Annotated in this window: 13 protein-coding genes; 6 read left to right on the forward strand and 7 right to left on the reverse strand. The window is 34.1% G+C overall.

Annotation, left to right across the window (positions count from 1 at the left end; all coding sequences use genetic code 11):
* Positions 1-13: 13 nt before the first annotated feature.
* From H0I41_RS05305 to uvrC, 3 genes are all read right to left on the reverse strand, one after another.
* Complete coding sequence (locus tag H0I41_RS05305; RefSeq protein ID WP_135014717.1) at positions 14-1,939, reverse strand: acyltransferase family protein; 1,926 nt, start codon at positions 1,937-1,939, stop codon at positions 14-16.
* A 29-nt stretch (positions 1,940-1,968) separates the two neighbouring features.
* Positions 1,969-3,255, reverse strand: a complete 1,287-nt coding sequence (gene obgE, locus H0I41_RS05310; RefSeq protein ID WP_004894451.1) for a GTPase ObgE — start codon at positions 3,253-3,255, stop codon at positions 1,969-1,971.
* Between the two features lie 107 nt (positions 3,256-3,362).
* Positions 3,363-5,165: an excinuclease ABC subunit UvrC gene (gene uvrC / locus H0I41_RS05315; protein ID WP_135014718.1), complete on the reverse strand. Its 1,803-nt coding sequence runs from the start codon at positions 5,163-5,165 to the stop codon at positions 3,363-3,365.
* Positions 5,166-5,306: 141 nt separating this feature from the next.
* On the opposite strand from uvrC, the gene H0I41_RS05320 reads away from it, so the two are divergent.
* The 3 genes from H0I41_RS05320 to H0I41_RS05330 all read left to right on the forward strand — a co-directional run bounded on the left by H0I41_RS05320 (position 5,307) and on the right by H0I41_RS05330 (position 7,757).
* Complete coding sequence (locus H0I41_RS05320; protein ID WP_135014721.1) at positions 5,307-6,233, forward strand: nucleoside hydrolase; 927 nt, start codon at positions 5,307-5,309, stop codon at positions 6,231-6,233.
* 8 nt (positions 6,234-6,241) lie between these two features.
* Complete coding sequence (locus H0I41_RS05325) at positions 6,242-6,853, forward strand: DedA family protein (protein WP_011161919.1); 612 nt, start codon at positions 6,242-6,244, stop codon at positions 6,851-6,853.
* A gap of 106 nt (positions 6,854-6,959) precedes the next feature.
* Positions 6,960-7,757 carry a site-specific integrase gene (locus H0I41_RS05330; protein WP_135014723.1) on the forward strand — a complete coding sequence of 266 codons (798 nt, stop codon included), beginning with the start codon at positions 6,960-6,962 and terminating at the stop codon, positions 7,755-7,757.
* Positions 7,758-7,785: 28 nt separating this feature from the next.
* Here H0I41_RS05330 and H0I41_RS05335 read toward each other — a convergent pair whose 3' ends face one another.
* Positions 7,786-8,427, reverse strand: coding sequence for an SDR family oxidoreductase (locus H0I41_RS05335; protein ID WP_011161917.1), 642 nt, complete (start codon positions 8,425-8,427; stop codon positions 7,786-7,788).
* A gap of 267 nt (positions 8,428-8,694) precedes the next feature.
* Between H0I41_RS05335 and H0I41_RS05340 the strand changes: the two genes are divergently transcribed.
* The 3 genes from H0I41_RS05340 to H0I41_RS09405 all read left to right on the forward strand — a co-directional run bounded on the left by H0I41_RS05340 (position 8,695) and on the right by H0I41_RS09405 (position 11,768).
* Positions 8,695-10,047: an APC family permease gene (locus H0I41_RS05340; protein WP_011161916.1), complete on the forward strand. Its 1,353-nt coding sequence runs from the start codon at positions 8,695-8,697 to the stop codon at positions 10,045-10,047.
* 70 nt (positions 10,048-10,117) lie between these two features.
* Positions 10,118-11,520, forward strand: a protein-coding gene (locus tag H0I41_RS05345) for an IS3-like element IS1223 family transposase (protein WP_117285382.1) whose coding sequence is annotated in 2 segments (ribosomal slippage) — positions 10,118-10,592 and positions 10,592-11,520 — 1,404 coding nt in all. Because the reading frame shifts where the segments join, the coding sequence is not laid out codon by codon here.
* 119 nt (positions 11,521-11,639) lie between these two features.
* Positions 11,640-11,768 carry an SPJ_0845 family protein gene (locus tag H0I41_RS09405; protein WP_259345876.1) on the forward strand — a complete coding sequence of 43 codons (129 nt, stop codon included), beginning with the start codon at positions 11,640-11,642 and terminating at the stop codon, positions 11,766-11,768.
* Positions 11,769-11,814: 46 nt separating this feature from the next.
* Here the strand turns inward: H0I41_RS09405 and H0I41_RS05350 are convergent, their stop codons facing one another.
* The 3 genes from H0I41_RS05350 to H0I41_RS05360 all read right to left on the reverse strand — a co-directional run bounded on the left by H0I41_RS05350 (position 11,815) and on the right by H0I41_RS05360 (position 13,759).
* Positions 11,815-12,666: a Rib/alpha-like domain-containing protein gene (locus tag H0I41_RS05350; RefSeq protein ID WP_011161915.1), complete on the reverse strand. Its 852-nt coding sequence runs from the start codon at positions 12,664-12,666 to the stop codon at positions 11,815-11,817.
* Positions 12,667-12,888: 222 nt separating this feature from the next.
* Positions 12,889-13,269 (reverse strand): DUF1828 domain-containing protein, encoded by a 381-nt coding sequence (locus H0I41_RS05355; RefSeq protein WP_011161914.1) that lies wholly within the window; start codon positions 13,267-13,269, stop codon positions 12,889-12,891.
* Positions 13,270-13,357: 88 nt separating this feature from the next.
* The gene (locus H0I41_RS05360; RefSeq protein ID WP_011161913.1) at positions 13,358-13,759 is read right to left on the reverse strand and encodes a hypothetical protein; all 402 of its coding nucleotides are present in this window, start codon (positions 13,757-13,759) and stop codon (positions 13,358-13,360) included.
* Between the last annotated feature and the right edge of the window lie 190 nt (positions 13,760-13,949).

A 13,949-nucleotide genomic window follows, 5' to 3' on the forward strand; every position in this document is an offset into this window, starting at 1 on the left:
GAAAACCCTATTTCTAATATTTTCCTTCGGTAACTAAAACTTTAGTTATATAGGCACTATAAAATTTCGATCCTTCTGGAGTTGGATGTGTATGATCATCGTAGAACCAATCTGGATGACTTCCAGCAAACTCATGCCACTTAATAATCGTTAAGTTTGGATATTTTTTCGTTGCTGCATCTAGTTCACCATTAACTTGATCTTGCCAATCACGCGTTGGCACATGAGTATTAACCCAAAAAACATGTCTCTTTGGACCAATAATTTGCATTAAGTGATCAAGTTCTTTTGGTTCAAAGGCTCCGTTTGTTCCTAAGCCAATTAGCACATTATCATTTAAAGCACCCTTTGCTTTGTATTGTTCAAAAAGTGGAATAGTATCACCCAATTGTCTAGAAACAACTGCATCAATAATTAAATGTGGCATCAATTTTTGTAAGTTTTGGCTAGATCCAGCCATTACTGAGTCTCCAATGGCAGTCACCTGAATTTTTTGTGCTAGTTGTAAATCAACTTGAGAAATTCCGTATTTTTCAAAGTCTTTATTTACCGGTTTGGTAACTGCCGCTTTCTTAGCTTGTTTTATAAGATCAGCTTTTGAAGTTGGTGCTGTTTTCTTTCTAGACTGAGCTTCCTTAATTAATTTTTTATTACTCTTTAGCTGCTTACTCCGATTTGATTTAATCTGTTTAGCTAGTTGAGAGTGATTAGGATTTTCCGCTTTGACAGTTGGCGCTTTTAAAATTCCAAAACTACCTAGAATAAAAACTATTATCCCTGTTGCGAAAAGTATCTTTGCTTGATAGTGTTTTGCTCGTAAATTTAAGGCCTTAGTTAAGAATTGACGAACCTTTTCCCAATCAATTCGACCAAATGGTTTTTCAATAAAACGATAACTAAGTTCAGCAATTATCAAAATTAAAATAACTTCGATTGAATGATATAAAACCACATGATCGGCAATATCTTTAACCTTATCTTCAAAGAAAATCATTACTGGAAATTGATATAAGTAAATTCCATATGAACGTGACCCAATCCATTTAAATACTGGATTAGTTAACCACTTGTTCCAGCTACTGCCTGGATGAGCAATGATTCCAACAAAAATCGTTGTTACTAGTGAAAAGAAGAACATCCCTCCACGATAGGCAAATGCTTTTTGTGGATTAAAAATTGGACTCGTTGCCATTAGTAAGATAGCTACTAATGATATAGCTCCCACAATATTTAAGAGCCAATGATCTCTTTTTTCTAGATTTGCATTTAACTTCCAAGTTGGCCAAAAAACTGCTAGCATTGCTCCCAAACCTAGAGAGAAGAATCTTGTATCCGTCCCATAGTAAATTCTACTTGTATCGACACCTGGTTTAAATAAAAATGCCATCTCTAACGCAGAAAATAAAGTTACAGCTGTAATAATCCAAAAAATTGTTTTTTTCTTTTTAGCGAACTTAACTAGCAAAAAGATTATTAGGGGCCAAATAATGTAAAATTGACCTTCAATTGACATGGTCCATAAATGAACAAATGGCGATTCATTAGCTGCAAATCGTTCAAAATAACTTTGTCCATTCTTTATCTGCCAAAAGTTATAGACGTTCAGTAAATTAGTAACGACTATTTGATTCAACTTAGCTAGAAGATTCTGCTGAAAAAGTAAGATATAGGCACTACATCCCCACAACAGTGTAATCATTTGAGGGTATAATTTTTTGATTCGCCTGATGTAGAAAGATTTGAAATTATACTCTCCCCGCTCCTCATAGGCATGAAACATATGGTCTGTAACTAAATAACCCGATAATACTAAAAATATCGGTACTCCTAAATATCCACCCATAAACTGGTTTGGATTAAGGTGATATAGAATTACTCCAATAACGGCTAGAGCACGAAGTCCGGCATAACCTGTAATAAAGCGGTTCTTTTTATTCAAAAGTCTTACTCCCAACTTTTTCAAATTTTCTAATCTACAAATTCAAAAGTAAAGTCAGCTATTGAAACATCGTCGCCAGTTACTGCTCCATTTTCTCTTAAAGCTTCATCTACACCCAAGCGCTTTAATTTACGAGCTAGAAGCATAATTCCGTCAGTATGGTCAAGGTTAGTTCTTTGAACAAGACGCTCTAACTTATTGCCTGTAACAACAAAGCTGTGTTCGCCTGTTCTTTCAACCTTAAAGCCTTCATCTTCTGGTTTCTTATAAACATATTCTTTTTCGGCAACTTTGATTTCTGCTGGTTTTTCAGCTTCTTCTTTAGCAACTTCTTCAACAAGATCTGCGGTCTTACCCATTAGTTCACTAACACCTTTATGGGTAACACTAGAAATAGGATAGACAGTTTTATCTCCTAGTTTCTTCTTAAATTCCGCAAATTTTTCTTCACTACCAGGAATATCCATTTGTGTTGCTACAATAATTTCTTTCTTGGTAGTTAAATCCTTAGTGTAGCCTGCTAATTCCTTACGAATTGTCTCATAGTCTTCGTAAGCATCACGGCCATTGTTTGGATCCATTGAAACTAAGTGTAAGATTACTTTTGTACGTTCAACATGACGCAAGAATTGAATTCCAAGTCCAACACCTTTTGAAGCACCTTCAATTAATCCTGGCAAGTCAGCCATTGAAAAATCACGACCATCTGGAAGAACAACCATTCCTAAGTTAGGAGTTAAAGTTGTAAATTCATAAGCGGCAATCTTTGGCTTAGCCTTAGTTACAACGGATAACAAGGTTGACTTACCAACAGATGGGAATCCTACTAGCCCGACATCAGCTAAGACTTTTAACTCCAAGCGTAAAGTACGGAATTCTCCTGGTTCACCATTTTCAGCAATTTCTGGAGCAGTTCTTGTTGGAGTAGCAAAGTGAATATTACCTCTACCACCTTTTCCTCCGTGAGCTACTACCAATTCTTGACCATTTTCAACTAAGTCGCCCAAAAGCTCGCCAGTATTAAAATCATAGACACTTGTTCCCATCGGAACTTTTAATCTTACATCTTTTGCTCCGCGGCCATATTGTGATTTAATACGACCATTTTCACCGTTATCTGCCTTAAACTTACGTCTAAAGCGGAAATCCATTAAGGTTCTTAGGCCGGAGTCAGCAACTAAAATAATACTGCCTCCGCGGCCTCCGTCTCCACCGGCTGGTCCACCAAGTGGAACATATTTCTCATGTCGAAAAGCAACGGCACCGTCGCCGCCCTTTCCTGCTTGTACATCTATTTTTGTTTGGTCGACAAACATTATGTGTGCCTCCTTTATATATCAATTTATAATTAAAAATTTCCTTAAAGTTTCTTAACTATAATACCATATCAAGCCCCATTAAATCAGGTCTTTTATTGGTTAATTTATAAACTCAATTTTACAGTTTGTGCTTGCGGAAGAGTTAGACCAGCTTCTCTTAATTCATCCACTGATGCTTCTTTAATTTTCTTTAAAGAACCAAACTTTCTTAGGAGCTTATTTCTAGATTTAGGCCCAATACCCTTAATTTCATCTAATTTACTTGAAAGAGCATTTTTGGCATGAGTTCTTCTATGAAAAGTAATTGCAAAGCGGTGAACTTCATCCTGAATTCTGGTCATTAAGTAAAATCCCTCAGATTTTAGATCTAAAGGAATTAGCTTTAATTCTTCTCCCTTCGTAGGATCACCAAAAATCAAGTGATTAGTTCGGTGATGATCATCCTTTACCATTCCGGCGACAGGAATATTTACATTCAATTCATTTCTTAACACATCCAAACAAGCTTCAACTTGAATCTGACCACCATCCATTAAAATAAGATCTGGCATTTTTTTATGTTCTTTTAAAAGTCGACTGTATCGTCTTCTAACTACTTCACGGGTGTTTCCTACTTCATCAGCCGCATTTTGATGTTCAACCTCACCCTTTAATTTGTATTTACGATATTCATGTTTATCAGCTTCACCATCAGTAAATACTACCAAAGCAGAAACCGGGTCAGCTCCCTGAATATGAGAGTGGTCAAAACTTTCAATTCTATGTCCATACGGCAGCCCTAAAGCGTCAAAAATTTCTTTTTGTGCCCCCTTAGTTTTACGATTACCTAGTTCTAAGAGTCGGAATTTTTCATCTAGTTTCAACTTAGCATTGTCATGAGCCATTTCTAATAAGGCTTTCTTTTGACCACGTTGTGGGGTTCTTACGGGTACCTTTAGTACTTCAGACAAAGATTCATTATCAATTCCAGCTGGTACTAAAACTTCTTTTGGTAAAATACGATTACGCTGTCCATAAAATTGAGCAATGAAGGAAACAAAGGCATCTTGTGGATCATTAGTATCAGTTAAAGGAAATAGTCTTGTTTCACGACGTAATAACTTAGCCTGTCTTAAAAAGAAAATCTGAATTGAAATCCAAGACTTATCAACATAAAAATTAAAGATATCCCGTTGAGTATGATCATTAGAAATAATCTTTTGTTTCTCAACAGTTTGTTCAATATATTTCAATTGATCCCTAATTTCAGCAGCACGTTCAAATTCTAGATCCATTGAAGCTTGTGTCATTTTTTCTGTCAGATCTTGCTTAACCTGGGCGATGTCTCCATTTAAAAATCGCTTTATCTTTCTAATCTGAGCATCATACGTACTCTTTGACACTTCCTTAAAGCAAGCTCCCAAACATTGTCCCATGTGATAGTAAAGACAGGGACGTCCTTGATGACCGGTACATCTTCTTAGGGGCCAGACTTTTTGAATAAATTTCAAAGTTGCTTGCGCTGCATAAACATTTGGATAAGGTCCAAAATAGTAACCGTGATCTTTATGAACAATTGATGTCAAACGTGTTTGCGGATCACGTTCATTAGTGATTTCAATGTAAGGATAGCCTGTGCCTTGCTTTAACTGGACATTATAGTAAGGCTGATATTTTTTGATTAGTGTAATTTCTAACAAAAAAGATTCCTTATCGGATGAGACAGTAATGATATCAAAATCACGTATTTCACGTACAAGTTCAGCACGTCTCCCCACCTGTTTACTTTTAAAATAGGAACGAACGCGGTTCTTTAAGTTTTTAGACTTTCCCACATAAATCACATTACCATTAACATCTTTCATTAAGTAGCAACCTGGCTTATCCGGCAAAAGTTTTAATTTATTTTCAATATGTTCCGTTGCCATAAATTATTTTTCCTTCCTATTAAAATTCCCATAGTATTTTATCACGTTCCTTCTTAAAACCAAGTAAGATGACTTTTTTGTTTACTCAATCCTTCATTTTCTTATAGAATAGTAAATAGCCAAAAAGAAAGGTCGCAAATAATGAAAAATATTTATTTTAATCATGATGGAAACATCGATGATTTAGTTTCACTTCTTTTACTCTTGCAAGCACCTGATATTAAACTCATTGGAATTAGTGCCATTGATGGCGATGGATATATCGATCCCTCAGTGGAAGCTTGTCGGAAAATGGTCGATAGATTCAATTTACGTGGTGATAAATTAGAAGTTGCTCGCTCTAATTCACGTGCTGTTCATCAATTTCCAAAAGAGTGGCGGATGGCAACATACTCATTTAACTACTTTCCAATCTTAAATGAGAGCGGTGAAATTAAAACCCCAGAAGCTGCGTTGCCTGCTCATTTAGATATGATTGATAAAATTAAAAAAACAGATGGTCCCGTTACCTTAGTAATGACTGGTCCAATCACTGATTTAGCTCGAGCATTAGACGAAGATGCTTCAATTCAATCAAAAATTGAAAAAGTCTACTGGATGGGTGGCTCTCTGGACGGACATGGAAACGTAGTTAGCGTTGATGCTGACGGCACTCAAGAATGGAATGCTTTTTGGGATCCGGATGCAGTGAGACGAGTTCTAGATTCCGATCTTAAAATTCAAATGGTCGGCTTAGAAAGTACCGAAGAACTTCCTTTAACTGATGAACTTCGTCAGCACTGGGCTAGTTTAAGAAAGTATCCAGCTATTGACTTAGTTGGTTTAGGATACAGCTTAATTATTTCTGTTCCAAATGCAGAGCTATATTTGTGGGACGTTTTAACCACTATGTCAGCTCTCTACCCTGAACTTGTTGAGACACGTCAGGTAAAAGCAAATGTTATTACATCAGGGTTAGCAAGTGGTCGCATGTTTATCGACCCTAATGGAAAAGAAATTACTGAAGTAACAAAAGCAGATAAAGATTTATTCTTTAAGAAAGTAGATAAAATTTTAGAAAGACAATAAATATATAAATGACAATTTGGTTAACACACTTTATCGAAAATTTCGGCTATCTTGCCATTATTCTTTTAATTGCCGTTGAAAATATTTTTCCACCTATTCCTTCAGAAGTGATTTTGACCCTTGGAGGATTCCTAGTTAGTGGAACTAAATTAACTCTAATCGGAGTTATCCTAGCTTCAACTTTAGGATCAATTATTGGTGCGATTATTCTATTTTCAATAAGTCGTAATCTAACACTGCCACGACTTGAAAAATTACTTGAAACTAAATTATTTAAACTTTTAGGATTTAAAAAAGATGATGCTCAAAAAGCCATTGATTGGTTCGACAAACATGGAATTGGCGCCATTTTTTACGGACGTTGCATCCCTGTTGTTAGAAGTTTAATCTCAATTCCCGCAGGTATTGCCCATGTCGGCTGGACTAAATTTCTAGTCTTGACTACTTTAGGTAGTTTAGTTTGGAATAGTGTATTAGTTGGTTTAGGGCACTATATGGGAAAGAATTGGCAAGTCGTAGTTAGAATCTTTGATGATTACACAATCGTAATTATTATCCTTTTACTAATTCTATTTATTTACTTTGGAATTAAATGGTACAAATCTCGAATTAAGAAGTAAAATTTTGTTATATACTGGTTGGCGGACTGGAAGTTCGCCAACCTTTTTTGTTATAATTAGATATATGTTAAAGTAACAATTACATTTTTGTTAATGAGGTATAAAAATGCTATTTCCCTACGAAAAAAATTTTAATCAATGGTGCAGTAGTCAAAATCTTGCGCCGCGAACAATTACTTCAATTAATCAATCGATCTATTATTTTTGGAACTATTTTTTACAAAATTCAAATTTAGAACCTAAAGTTAGTAATGTTTCTGCTCAAGATATCCTCGCCTTTATTGACCACTTAGAGCAAGATCAAAATAAAACAATTAGTACGATTAATAAGTATGTTACCCATTTAAAGAAATATTTTTCTTTTCTCTATGACCACCAATTAGTTAAAAATTATCTTTTTACCGATTTACATGGCTATACTTTTGATCGAACTCCGCATATTTGTATTGATTGGATTGATCAGATTGATGAAATTATAACTTGGCCTGAAATTAGTCTTGATTGCAAAAAAGTTCTAATTTTGATTGCTCACGGCTTTGACCCAAAACAATTTCTTAATTTAAGTAAGGCTAATATTTCAAGTATTAAAAATTCAAACTATCGCTCTATTCTCCTGACTAATACTGAAGAAAATCCTCTTATTTTTCAAACAAAGACCGGTAAACAAATCTCTGCCTTAACCTCTTTAACTAGAAAAATTGCTCCAGACAAGGACATTTTAAATTTTGATCTTACCCCAGGAAAACTTCGCCTTTCTTACATTTACTATAAAGTAAATGACCCTAGCCTCTCTGACTTGAAATTAATGGAAATCCTACATTGTAATCGTAAGAGTTTGACTTATTATCGCAATCAACTAGATAAGCTTAAACTTGCTCCCTTTACACCAAAAAGAACGGTTTAAAAACCGTTCTTTTTTCTTATTATTAAATTTAATACCAGGCTGGCTTATCACCGTCAGTTCCAGGCTTATCTAAACCAACATTACTCTTAAGATCCTCTGCTGGATTTTCAATTATATTAACTATATAGTCTGCTACACTCAAGCGAGACACTTCGGTTCCCTTGAATGGAGTTTGAGCACCAACAGTCTTTTCATAACTTACTTCATCTTTATTAGTTAACCAAGCTGGTCTAATAATGGTGTAATCTAAATCACTTTCTGTAATCTTATCAGCTGCTGCTCTATAAGTGGTTAAGTAAGAACCTAAAACATTCTTATTCCATTCACCAAATTTTCCTGGTACTTCATTATAGATTCCTAGAGAAGAAACCCAAATTAAGCGCTTAATGCCATTTGCATCCATTGCTTTAACAACAGTTTCGGCTTGATCTTCAATGTTTGCCCCAGCTAAGTTTGCGTAAACTAGGTCAACACCTGCTAATGCTGCCTTTAATTCATTAAAGTTGCTTGCATCACCCTTGATTATCTCTTCTCGACTTTCATCAACTTGATGTAATTTATTAGGATGACGCAAATATAAAACCATATCTACATCCGTCTTCTTTAATAGCATTGGTTCAACTAATTGAGCAATTTGACCAGCAGCACCTAAAATAGCAATCTTTGTCATTTTTATTTTCCTCGCATCACAAAATCAATAATTTTAATGAAAAGTTCTACATATTTATTTGACTACAGTGCAAATTTGAATAATCTCAGTCATGATTTTCTCCTTACCTAGCTATCCTCACTTACAATTTCATAGTATTACTTATTATTAATAAGTCAACTACTTAAGATCAATTTTATTATCTTTTTTGAATATTTCGTATAGATTTACTATTCGAAAGCACTACAATAGATAAAGGAGAACATTATTAGATAGAGAGGTAAAAATATGACTAATAAAAGTTCCGTACCTAAGAAACTTTCCTTTATATCTATCTATTTCTTAGGTATTAATGCAGTCATTGGATCAGGGACATTCCTGCTACCTTCTGTAATTTATCGTTACATGAACTTAACAGCTATTCTTGTTCTTCTCTGTACTGCTGTCACTGTCAGCATGATTGCTTTATGCTATGCTGACTTATCCAGCCGTTTCACACAATCCGGAGCCGCTTGGCTTTATTCATATAATGCTTTTGGGCGTTTTTCGGGTTATGAACTAGGTATTTTTACTTGGTTTTTAGGATGTACAACTCTTTCTGCTGAAGTAGTTGCTTTATTAACCATTCTAAAGAGTTTTCTACCTATTTTTAAAAATAATGCAGTCTACATTAGTGGAGTTATCTTCTTAATTTTACTGTTTTCAATTATTAATTTCTTTGGTAGATCTTGGGTAAAAATTGTTAATAACATTTCAGCTGCAGCTAAGATTATTACATTACTTGTCTTCATTATTGTGGGGGCCTTCTTTATTAAGAAAGCTCACTTTACTCCGGTAATTCCACATGCAGCTTTAACCGGTGTTGGCCCATTCTTTAAACATTTTGGGGCTGCCTTCACACCAATTTTTTATTTATTTACTGGATTTTCTTTTATTCCAATTGCCGCAAAGCAAATGAATAATCCAGAAAAGAATATTCCACGCGTTTTAATTGCAGTAATGACTAGTGTAACAATTCTAGATTGCTTGATGCTTTTAGTTGCAATTGGTTTAAGTGGGCAAAAACTAGGAAGTTATTCTAATCCATTAGCGAGTGCTCTAAAGACTGGTGTTGGCCAATGGGGTTTTGCTTTTATGATTGTCGGAATGTTAATTTCAATCTTTGGTGTTGCCTTTAGTGCTTCATTTAATACTCCTTCACTTATTGCATCCCTTGCTACCGAACATGGGATGCTTCCGAAATGGATTGGTAAGAAAAATAAACACGATGCTCCTTGGGTTGGTATTATTTTTACCGCTGTTCTTTCAGGAGCCTTAGCTACTCAAAGCTACCTATTCCTTGTTTCATGTACAGTTTTAGCATCCTTTGTTCAATATGTGCCATCAATTTTAGCAGTCATTAAATTTAAGCATAGTAATGAATACCCAACACACGGTTTTTCACTACCTGGAAAATACACTATTCCAATTATTGCTTTGATTATTTCTTGTTATATGGTTACTAACTTTACTCCTAAGACACTACTCTTAGGGGCTGTAGTTGCAGTGATTGCGGCTGCCTGCTACTTCTTTATTGATAAGGATGAAAAGTTAGAAAAAGAACATGAAGACTTTTTAGCTAAATTAAGACGAAAAAACTAAAAAAGTAAGCTGCTTTGAAGTGCCTCATAATTGTTAGACATAAAATCTAATAATTATGAGGTATTTTTTTATGACCAAATATTCGACTGAATTAAAAATTGAAATTGTTTCCAAATATTTAAATCATGAAGATTCAATAAAAGGTTTAGCTAAACAATATAATATTCATTGGACTCTTATTCGTAGATGGATTGATAAGGCTAAGTGTCAAGGTTTAGCTGCCTTATCTGTTAAACATACTAAAACTACTTATTCTTCTGACTTTAGGCTAAATGTGGTACGCTACTATTTAACACATTCTATTGGAGTTTCAAAGGTAGCGGCTAAGTTTAATATTAGTGATTCTCAAGTATACAATTGGGCTAAAAAGTTCAATGAAGAAGGATATGCTGGGCTGCTGCCTAAACAGAAAGGTCGGCCTAGGAAAGTGCCTAAAAAGAGTAAGAAGACAACTAAAAAGTTAGAACTTAGTGAAAAGCAAAAGTATGAAGAAAAAATTCTTAAGCAGGAAGCTGAATTAGAAAGACTTAGAGTGGAAAATCTTGTCTTAAAAAAAGTGGCTGCCCGATATCCACGTTATCCAACAAACAAAAAACACAATTAATACAGGATATTCGGGCAAAACACCATCAAATTAAACTTAAGGTCTTATTTAAAGTGCTCAAATTAAATAGAAAGACTTACTATGACAATGTAAAAAATAGAATTAATCAAGCTGATAAGTATGCTTTAGTAAAAGAGAAGATTCAAGAAATCTATTATGGCTATGAAGGACAAGAAACATATGGTTATCGTCCTATGTGGGGAGCGTTAAGAGATGAAGGATTTAAACTTTCTCTAGAAACAGTACGTAAGTTAATGAGAAGTTTAGGAATAAAAACAACAATTTATCATAAAAATACTGGTAAATATAGTTCGTATAAGGGTAATGTAGGAAAGAAAGCACCAAATATCCTAAATCAAACTTTTGATGAAACAATCCCCTATAAAGTTCTTCATACCGATGTAACTGAATATAAACTAACTAGCGGCAAGAAAGTTTATATTTCTCCTGTAGTAGATGAGGCTTCTTTGGAGATTCTAGCTTGTGCAGTAAGTTATTCTCCTGAAATGAAAACTATTTATAATATGCTAGATGAACTAGCAGATAATCTTCCACCAGGAGCTGCTCCTATCCTTCATTCAGATCAAGGCTTTCAATATCAGAATCCAGGCTATCAGGCTCGACTAAAGAAAATGAATATAATCCAAAGCATGTCCCGAAAAGGAAATTGTCATGATAATGCACCAGGAGAAACGATATTTAATTTAATGAAGAGAGAAAAACTGAATCGACTTAAGATTGGAAGTTTAGAAGAGATGAAGGAAATTCTGAAAGATTATATTTATTGGTTTAACAATGTTAGAAGATCAAACAAATTAAAATACACGACTCCTGTAAAATACAGAAATCGTGTATTATCAAATCTTTAAAATTTTATAAATGTCTAACTTTTCTATGGCACTTCACTTATAAGATGCAGCTTACTTTTTTTAGTTAAAGTTATAGGGTATAATTCACTTATCTTAATTCAAAGGAGCTAAAGATAGATATGGGTTTAACTTTTGAAAAAAATAATCAATTAGAAAAAATGCTTGATAAATTTGCTATCTTGCCAGATGATCCTAAAAATAAAAAAGCTCAAAATAGCAAAGATAAGGACAAAAATAAAGATAAATAATAAAAGAGGTCGAAACAATTATAGTTCCGACCTCTTTTATTGTCTATTAGTTTCTTTTCTTTAATTTTTTACTCCAAATTACTGCACCACTTACGGCTGCAATTAATGCACCGCAAATTATTACAAATGGATTAGTAGCCTTAGCCACAGTTTCTGGTAAGCGAGTAGCAACAGAAATTGGATTTGAACTCTTGTCCTTATCCTTTGAGTTACTTACAACACTAACATTTTTTTCAGTAACAGTAGTTGATCCTAAATCCTTCACAACTACATCTTCGTTAGCTTTAGAACTGGATTTTGCTGCTTGATCTTTATCAGTTTTCTCAACAGTAGTTGACTTCTCCATATGGTTATCAGCGTCTTTTGCAGAAGTCTTAGCTTCACCTTCTATTTGTGAGCTCTTAGCAGTTGATTTTGATGTTCCTGCAGCTGAAGAGCTTTTATCTGAAGAAGTAGTATTTGTATTTTCACTACTTTGACTAGCTGCACCATCTTTAACTGTTACGTAAACTGCTAATCTTGATCTAGATCCATCTGGGAAAGTAACATAAACTGTTCCGTAACTAGTTCCGGCCTTATTAACTTCAGGCTTATTATCCCAAGCAGCTACTGTTCCAGCTGGAACCTGACTCCAATTAGAAATACCACTTGTTGCATCAGGCAAAACACCCTTAGTAGTAGTTAAAGCTTGGACAGTTAATGGATTAGTATAAGCTTGTAAATTCTTATGTTCTTCAAGTTGAGTTTGATAAGTCTTTGCTTGATCAGTAGTTGCGGTACTACTATCAGTACTTGTAGTACTTGCTGCAAAAGCAGTTCCACCTACACTCAAAGATGCTAACATTGCAGCTGCACCCAAACTTGTAATGATACTTCTCTTCTTAACTTTTCTCATCATAATTCACGCTCCTCAGCAAGGTAAGCTATACTTAAGCTTGCTGTTTTATTTACTTTTATTATACCGTAGTTTTACAAAAATGTTACAAATTAAGATATTTTTTACATTCTTTGTAATATTTTAAGAAATACGCGTTATTAGCGCTTTCACAATTATTTATATCATAGGCATTTTAAAAATTAAAAACATATGCTTAAAAACTTAATTATGATGGGAAAGCTATCAGCTGGCTAAATAAGTCAAAGCAACCTGTAATTGAGTCAGATCGTTAAGTGTAGCTGGGATATCGTCTTGATCTACCACTTGGTAAATTTCTAAGGTCTCTTCATCAAATTCAAAACCAGCTCCAATTACAATATCCATTGCTTCTTCAAGTAAATCCATATTTTCTTGACCGGGATCAAGCTTAAATAAAGTTCCTCCATCATCAGTAATGCGGTAGTAATCATCTTCTTTTTCAATCCAGCAATATACTAAGTCCCCATATGCACCAATTAAGGGTGTTGCTACCTCAATATCTGAACCAGCTTTTATAAAATGAATATTTTCTTTTAACCAATTCATGGCATTTTGCCCAATTAACTCTATTTCAGAATCTTTCATAGTTCTCTCCTTGTTTTTATTCAAATTATAACTTAATTAGGCAAAAAAAAAGAAGCTTCTGCTTTCAGCTTCTTCTCTTGTAATTAAATTATCTATGGATTTGGGCAAATTCAACTACACGATTTAATAATTGAGTAAAGTTGTTTACTTCATTTCTAAGATCGCGAGCATTAATATAGTCACGTGTTAGTTCTCCGCGATCATCTAATAATACACCAAATTCACTAGCTAAACGTGCCACATCACTGGCAATACTTGCGAAACTCCCGATATTATCATCAATCATTTGTGCCGTAAATACGCGATCATTCAAGGCATAGGTTCCGTTAGGATAAACAACTAAATAAAAGTGAATAGTATCGTTCAAGCCATCAACCACATTAGTTGAAACACGATATTCATTATCATCAACCGGCTCAATTGAAAATGCCGAACTGATGCCATTATCTTCTCTAAAAGATTTCATTAAAACGTCTTCAAGATCATACATAGAAACTGACCTCCAACATCTTTATCTAAAAATAAATTTAACAAATTAATTCACTACATATCTATTATATCTTTTCTAGAAAAAATATGTACTTTGAGCTCCCAAACTGGAAAAATAATATATTATTTTTCAAATACCTTCTTATCAACGCTTAATTTTACTGTTTTATATTAATAATTTTGGTTATAAT

The organism is Lactobacillus johnsonii (genome assembly GCF_014058685.1).
Lineage (GTDB): Bacteria > Bacillota > Bacilli > Lactobacillales > Lactobacillaceae > Lactobacillus.

Excerpts from the sequence above, each read along its gene's own strand:
- obgE (WP_004894451.1), bottom strand. The coding sequence starts at position 3,255 with ATGTTTGTCGACCAAACAAAAATAGATGTACAAGCAGGAAAGGGCGGC.
- uvrC (WP_135014718.1), bottom strand. The coding sequence starts at position 5,165 with ATGGCAACGGAACATATTGAAAATAAATTAAAACTTTTGCCGGATAAG.
- H0I41_RS05320 (WP_135014721.1), top strand. The coding sequence starts at position 5,307 with ATGAAAAATATTTATTTTAATCATGATGGAAACATCGATGATTTAGTT.
- H0I41_RS05325 (WP_011161919.1), top strand. The coding sequence starts at position 6,242 with ATGACAATTTGGTTAACACACTTTATCGAAAATTTCGGCTATCTTGCC.
- H0I41_RS05330 (WP_135014723.1), top strand. The coding sequence starts at position 6,960 with ATGCTATTTCCCTACGAAAAAAATTTTAATCAATGGTGCAGTAGTCAA.
- H0I41_RS05335 (WP_011161917.1), bottom strand. The coding sequence starts at position 8,427 with ATGACAAAGATTGCTATTTTAGGTGCTGCTGGTCAAATTGCTCAATTA.
- H0I41_RS05340 (WP_011161916.1), top strand. The coding sequence starts at position 8,695 with ATGACTAATAAAAGTTCCGTACCTAAGAAACTTTCCTTTATATCTATC.
- H0I41_RS09405 (WP_259345876.1), top strand. The coding sequence starts at position 11,640 with ATGGGTTTAACTTTTGAAAAAAATAATCAATTAGAAAAAATGCTTGAT.
- H0I41_RS05350 (WP_011161915.1), bottom strand. The coding sequence starts at position 12,666 with ATGATGAGAAAAGTTAAGAAGAGAAGTATCATTACAAGTTTGGGTGCA.
- H0I41_RS05355 (WP_011161914.1), bottom strand. The coding sequence starts at position 13,269 with ATGAAAGATTCTGAAATAGAGTTAATTGGGCAAAATGCCATGAATTGG.
- H0I41_RS05360 (WP_011161913.1), bottom strand. The coding sequence starts at position 13,759 with ATGTATGATCTTGAAGACGTTTTAATGAAATCTTTTAGAGAAGATAAT.